Here is a 5,921-nt window from a genome sequence, read left to right on the forward strand (position 1 = left end):
CCCCAACTCATAGGCACCACCGAGCGACACGGTTACGCGCTGATCGTGATCGAGGAACACCCAGTTATTGGCGATAAATGCGAGCTCGGCCGCGGTGAAGTTGAACTGCGCGGAATCGACGTCCTTGCCCTGGGCCTTGCTATACGCCAGGTTCAGGTACGCGGAGACGTTGCCCTGCTTGTAGTTGGTGGTGAATTCGAGTCCGTAGACGCGGCCGTACTGGTAATTGAACGGGGTATTGATCAGCGCGGTGCCGAACTGGCCTTCGTCGAGCAGGTTTTTCGCGATCTTGTAGTAAGCGTCGAGGCCGATGGTCAACGCGGGCGTGATGCGCTGCGTCACGCCGATGTCGAAATAGTCGCTGCGCTCGGGCTGCACCGGGCTGTCCGCGGACACCTGGCTCTGATTGGTTGTGCCGATGAAACGGGAGACCGTAGTACCAGAGACCAGTTCGAAATCGGGTGGCGTGAAGTAGCGCGAGTAACCGGCGTGCAGCGTGGTGGCGTTGGTCGGCTCGAATACGAGGCCGATACGCGGGCTCAACTGGCTGGCGTGCACGAACTCGTCCATGCCGTCGTAACGCAGACCGTAGTTCAACGTCAGCTTGCTATTGAGCTTCCATTCGTCCTGCAGGTACGCGCTATACAGATAGCCAGTGTTGGCACCCGCGTCGCTGATGTTGAATGGGACATCCGAGCTCTGATTGCCGTTGGCGTCGGTAGGGAAAACGGAAACATTGTCGCTGAAGACGGCGTGCTCCTGTTCGACCCACACGCCGCCCCGTAGCGTGTGTGCGTCGTTGAGCCGGAACGTCGTATCGGCCTGCACGCCCTCGGCCTGGTTGCTGCGGAAGTCGGTCGAGGCCACCCCGTTGAACATCAGATCGCCGATGGGGTCCGGATTGAACTGGGTCCGCGTATAGCGCGTGAACAGCGACACCTGATAGTCGAGCGCGCCGCCATTGGTGCCCTGCAACGCTAGCACTCCGAAGTTGTTCAGCTCCGATTGCGTTTCGTTCAGATCGGCGGAGTTGAAGGTCGTGTGACCGGCAAGTGCGAAATTGGTCGGCAGGTTCGGCGTGTTTGGCAACTGGAACTGATTGGCGGCCGTGCCCACCATCAACGTCACCCGTGTGAGCGGGTTGATGATGTACGACAGGTAGCCGAAGCCATTACCCTGGCGCGTGTGGTCGTGTATCGGACTGCCGTCTGCAGTCGGCGCCTCGATGCCGAGGTTGTTCACGCCAAGCGTACCGGTGAAGAAATAGCTGAGCGCGCCTTCCGATCCGTAGACGTCGGCGCTGCTCTGCAGCGTCTGATGGCTGCCGCCATAGACATCGACCGAGCCGCCGTTGCCGAGATCGCCCGACTTGGTCGTGATGTCGACAATGCCCGCCGTCTTGTAGCCATACTGCGCCGGAAGCGCACCGGTGATGAGGTTGACCTGGTCGACGATGTGCGTATCGAGCGACTGTCCAAAGCCGCTGATCGGTTCCGGGATGATGATGCCGTTGATCCGGTATTGCAGGTCCGCGTGGTCGCCGCGCACGTGGAGCTGGCCATACGAATCGTTGGCGACGCCCGGCGCCTGCAGCAATACCTGGTTGATCGGCGTGTTGTCCCCTTCCGGCAGCGCCTGGATGTCCGCCTGCGTGAAGCGGTAGACGCTCGCGCCGACGTCCGGCTGCAGGCCATTGCGGGCCTCGTTCAGGCGCTGTGCCTGAACGTTGACATCGATTGCACTGCCTTTTTCGAGCGCGACCTTCAGCGCGGGGGGCGTGCTGCCGTCAACGGTGGCGATGCTGGTATTCGCCCCGAAGCCCTTCGCATTGACGGTGACTGCGTAGGTGCCAGGCTGGACGTCGGGCAGCGCGAAACGGCCGTCGTCGCCGGTGTGCGTTTGCGCGAGGGTGTGGCCATCGGCGTCCTGAATCGACACCGCGGCGTTGTCGACCGCATGCCCCTGGGTGTCGGTGACGGTGCCGGTCAGCGGGGTGCCTGCGGGGGCGGCGAGCACGTGGAGCGAAACCGTCTGCGCAAACAGCAGCAACGCGGCACGCGAGATGAGTATGTGATGTTTCATGTTCTTGTTGTGCGAGTGGATGATCCTCTTGTCGCGCCGGACTGGCCGTACTTAGCGGTATGCGCCGTGTTTCAGGCGTGGGTCCCGTCTGCGAATTGCGAGATGTTATAACATAACAAATTATTTATGCAACCGCGGATTCGAATCTGTGGCTGGGGGAGCCGAGCGGACAGGCGCACCTGGCTGCCGCGAAAGCGCAGACGTGGTACGTTGGCGAACAGCTTATTTCCAGGGGGACGGGTGGTGACGGCTACAAACAAGATTGCGCTGGTCACGGGCGCGGGCAGCGGCATTGGCCTTGCGACGGCACGCAGGCTTCTTCAGAACGGTTACAGCGTGGTGCTGGCAGGACGCCGGCAGGCGCCGCTCGATGCGCTTGCCGACGAGGCGCGGCAACGCGGCGAGGACGCGCTCGCTGTTCCGTGCGACGTGAGCGACGCCGCGAGTGTCGCTGCGCTGTTCGACACGATCCGTGAGCGCTATGGACGCCTCGATGTGCTGTTCAACAACGCGGGACGCGGTGGGCCACCGGTCGAGATCGACGAGCTCAGCGTTGAAGACTGGCGCGCGGTGGTCGACATCAATCTGAACGGCGTCTTTTTTTGCACGCGCGCGGCTTTCGGCATGATGAAAGCGCAGAGCCCGCGCGGCGGACGCATTATCAACAATGGTTCGATCTCGGCGCACGCGCCGCGTCCGAACAGCATTGCGTATACGTCGACCAAGCACGCCATTACCGGTCTGACGAAATCCGTCTCGCTCGATGGCCGCAAGTACGACATCTGCTGCGGTCAGATCGATATCGGCAATGCGGCCACGGAGATGGCCGCGCGGATGGCGACCGGCGTGCCGCAGGCCAACGGCGAGATCGTGATCGAGCCGCTGATGGATGTCGAACTGGTTGCCGATGCCGTATTGCATATGGCGAACCTGCCATTGTCGGCGAACGTGCAGTTCATGACGATCATGGCGAGCAAGATGCCGTTCGTCGGACGCGGATGACGCAGGCGGTATGGCGCGGCGCTCGGCCTGCACGCCGCGCGCCGGATCAACTTATACTGGCTGATCCCATGTCACCCGGATGCAGACGTGCCTCAAGCTTCGCCGAAGGACAAACTGCGCGACAGGCCGCAGAACCACCCGCTCGACGATCCACCCCCGGTTGCGCCTGTGCGTCCCGGCCTCGACGATTGCTGTCATAGCGGCTGCAACCCCTGTGTCTTCGATCTGTACGACGACGCCCTTGAACGCTATCAGGCGGCGCTTGCGGAGTGGCAGGCACGGCAGCGCCGCGAGCCTCGGCAGCGCCGTCAGCCGAAAAACCGCTCATGACCGACCTCCAGCCCGCCCTCATCGAAACGCCCGCGCTCGACGATCTGCATGACTTCGTGCAGCGTCATCCGCGTCTGTTCGTGCTGTCGGGCGCGGGCATCAGCACCGATTCCGGGATTCCCGGCTACCGCGACGAGAACGGCGAATGGAAACGCTCGCCGCCGATCACCTTGCAGGAATTCCTCGGCTCGCTGGCGTCGCGGCAGCGTTACTGGGCCCGCAGCATGATCGGCTGGCCGGTGGTGGCGCAGGCCCAGCCGAATGACGCGCATCGCGCGCTTGCAAGGCTCGAAGCCGCGGGGCATGTGCCGACGCTTGTGACGCAGAACGTCGACGGGCTGCATCAGCGTGCGGGCAGCAGCGAAGTGATCGAACTGCACGGCAGCATCGGCGCGGTGACATGCCTCGATTGCGGGACACGGCATGCGCGCGCGGCGATCCAGCAGACGCTCGAAGCCGACAACCCGGCGCTGCTCGACGTGGTCGCCGAACCGGCCGCCGACGGCGACGCTCACCTCGAATGGCACGATCTCGGCGGCTTCCGCATTCCGCCGTGTCCGAATTGCGGCGGCCTGCTGAAGCCTTCGGTGGTGTTCTTCGGAGAGAACGTGCCGCGCGCGACCGTCGACGACGCCACGCGCGCGCTCGAGGCGGCGGACGCGATGCTGGTGGTGGGGTCTTCGCTGATGGTCTACTCGGGTTACCGCTTCTGTGTCTGGGCGCAAAAGATGGGCAAGCCGATTGCCGCGATCAACCTGGGACGCACGCGCGCGGATCCCTTGTTGACGTTGAAAGTCGCGGCGCCGTGCGCGGAGACGCTGACCGCGCTGGCTGCGCGTCTTGCGCTCGATTGAGGCGCTTGCCGCCTGTTTTGCGCCTGGATTGAGCCCCGGTCAAGCCCGGATTGCGCTTCGATTTCGCCTCAATCGGGCCCGAAGCACGCCCGAACCGCCTCCGGATCGTCGATAATGGAAAGCCGTTTGCCGCGCCGCAACTGTCCTCGCTACGCGAACGTCCGCGACGAACCAGCTTTGCATGAGACCCGAGTAAGAGCTTCGCACTAACTCGGGTCGACACAGGAACGCCCATGCTGACGACCATCGAACAACTCGAGACGATCTACGGCCAGCCGCACGAGCGCGCGGTGCGCAAAGAGATTCCTTACGTCAACGAGGACTACCGCGCGTTTATCGAATTCGCGCCGTTTGTCGTGCTGGCCACAGCTGGGCCGGAGGGGCTCGACTGCTCGCCGCGCGGCGACGCGGCCGGTTTCGTGCGCATCATCGACGAACGGACGCTGGCGATTCCCGATCGTCCCGGCAACAACCGCATCGACAGCCTGCGTAACATCATCGTCGAGCCGCGTCTCGCGTTGCTGTTCGTCGTGCCGGGCGTCGGCGAGACCTTGCGGGTCAACGGCCGCGGGCGGATTTCCAATGATGCGGCGCTGCTTGAAAGCTTCGCCGTCGAAGGCAAGCTTCCGCGTACCGTGCTGCTGGTCGACGTCGACGCTGTGTATTTCCATTGCTCGAAGGCGCTCGTTCGCTCCAGACTGTGGGAACCGGAGTGCCATGTGGAGCGCTCGCGTCTGCCGAGTGCTGGCGCGATCCACCGGCGTATTAACGGCCAAACTTTCGACGCACTCGCCTACGACCTCGAGTTAGCCGAAAGAGTGCGCACCACCCTGTACTAAGATCCTGCCTCCAATGAGCAATTCATCTACTTCCGACTCACGTCAGCATGCCCCAGCCGCCGAACGCAATCGCAATCCGATCCTTGCCGTCCTGCGGCAGGTGTTGCCGACGAGCGGCCTCGCGCTTGAGATTGCCAGCGGCAGCGGCCAGCACGTGACGCATTTCGCGGCAGCGCTGCCGGACCTCGTCTGGCAACCGAGCGATCCCGATGCGGGCTCACGCGCGTCGATCGCGGCGTGGACCGCTGACAGCGGTCTGACGAATATCCGGGCGCCGCTCGCACTGGACGTCGAGCATGGCCCGTGGGGCATCGATTCGGCACAGGCGTTGATCTGCATCAACATGATCCATATTTCGCCATGGACTGCCACTCAGGGGTTATTCGACGGAGCAGCCCGCTTGCTGGGCAGCGGCGGTGTAATGTATCTATACGGGCCGTACCGGCGTCACGGGGCGCACACCGCGCCCAGCAACGAAGCTTTCGATCAGCAGTTGCGCGATCGCAATGCCGCGTTCGGCGTGCGCAACATGGAAGCGGTGGTGGCGCTCGGCGAGGCGCAGGGGTTTGTCTGCGGCGAGCCGATCGCGATGCCCGCCAACAATTTCAGTCTGGTGTTCACGAAACGCTAGCGCGCAACGCGGGTCTGAACCGGGAAGCTCACTAACGAGCGGCAATCGGCCATTTCTTTTATGCTTTCATCCTCGACGCCCCGTCGGCGGCAATTTGGGCGCGGCGTCTCGACAATTCGGAATCTGGAGAATTCAAATGGGCAAACAGGCAATCGGCGTAGTGGGGCTAGCGGTCATGGGCCG

The 5,921-nt window shown here is 63.3% G+C and carries 6 protein-coding genes; 5 read left to right on the forward strand and 1 reads right to left on the reverse strand.

What is annotated here, in order from left to right; genetic code table 11:
- The coding region (locus M0954_RS02355) for a TonB-dependent receptor (protein ID WP_297351426.1) at positions 1-2,082 on the reverse strand (2,082 nt) is incomplete at its 3' end.
- A gap of 243 nt (positions 2,083-2,325) precedes the next feature.
- Here M0954_RS02355 and M0954_RS02360 point away from each other — a divergent pair.
- The 5 genes from M0954_RS02360 (at position 2,326) to M0954_RS02380 (ending at position 5,738) form a co-directional block, all read left to right on the forward strand.
- Complete coding sequence (locus tag M0954_RS02360; RefSeq protein WP_123388182.1) at positions 2,326-3,084, forward strand: SDR family oxidoreductase; 759 nt, start codon at positions 2,326-2,328, stop codon at positions 3,082-3,084.
- 87 nt (positions 3,085-3,171) lie between these two features.
- A complete protein-coding gene (locus M0954_RS02365) occupies positions 3,172-3,414 on the forward strand; it encodes an oxidoreductase-like domain-containing protein (RefSeq protein ID WP_297351428.1) in 243 nt (80 codons plus the stop codon).
- Positions 3,411-4,268 (forward strand): NAD-dependent protein deacetylase, encoded by an 858-nt coding sequence (locus M0954_RS02370; RefSeq protein WP_122158381.1) that lies wholly within the window; start codon positions 3,411-3,413, stop codon positions 4,266-4,268. The genes M0954_RS02365 and M0954_RS02370 overlap by 4 nt, the downstream gene beginning before the upstream one ends.
- 233 nt (positions 4,269-4,501) lie before the next feature.
- Positions 4,502-5,107 (forward strand): pyridoxamine 5'-phosphate oxidase family protein, encoded by a 606-nt coding sequence (locus tag M0954_RS02375; RefSeq protein WP_297351430.1) that lies wholly within the window; start codon positions 4,502-4,504, stop codon positions 5,105-5,107.
- Between the two features lie 13 nt (positions 5,108-5,120).
- A complete protein-coding gene (locus M0954_RS02380; RefSeq protein ID WP_297351432.1) occupies positions 5,121-5,738 on the forward strand; it encodes a DUF938 domain-containing protein in 618 nt (205 codons plus the stop codon).
- The last annotated feature ends 183 nt before the right edge of the window (positions 5,739-5,921 follow it).

It is taken from the genome of Paraburkholderia sp. (assembly GCF_026225065.1).
In the GTDB taxonomy this organism is placed as follows: domain Bacteria; phylum Pseudomonadota; class Gammaproteobacteria; order Burkholderiales; family Burkholderiaceae; genus Paraburkholderia.

Coding starts and splice junctions, on each gene's coding strand:
- M0954_RS02370 (WP_122158381.1), top strand. CDS start 3,411: ATGACCGACCTCCAGCCCGCCCTCATCGAAACGCCCGCGCTCGACGAT.
- M0954_RS02375 (WP_297351430.1), top strand. CDS start 4,502: ATGCTGACGACCATCGAACAACTCGAGACGATCTACGGCCAGCCGCAC.
- M0954_RS02380 (WP_297351432.1), top strand. CDS start 5,121: ATGAGCAATTCATCTACTTCCGACTCACGTCAGCATGCCCCAGCCGCC.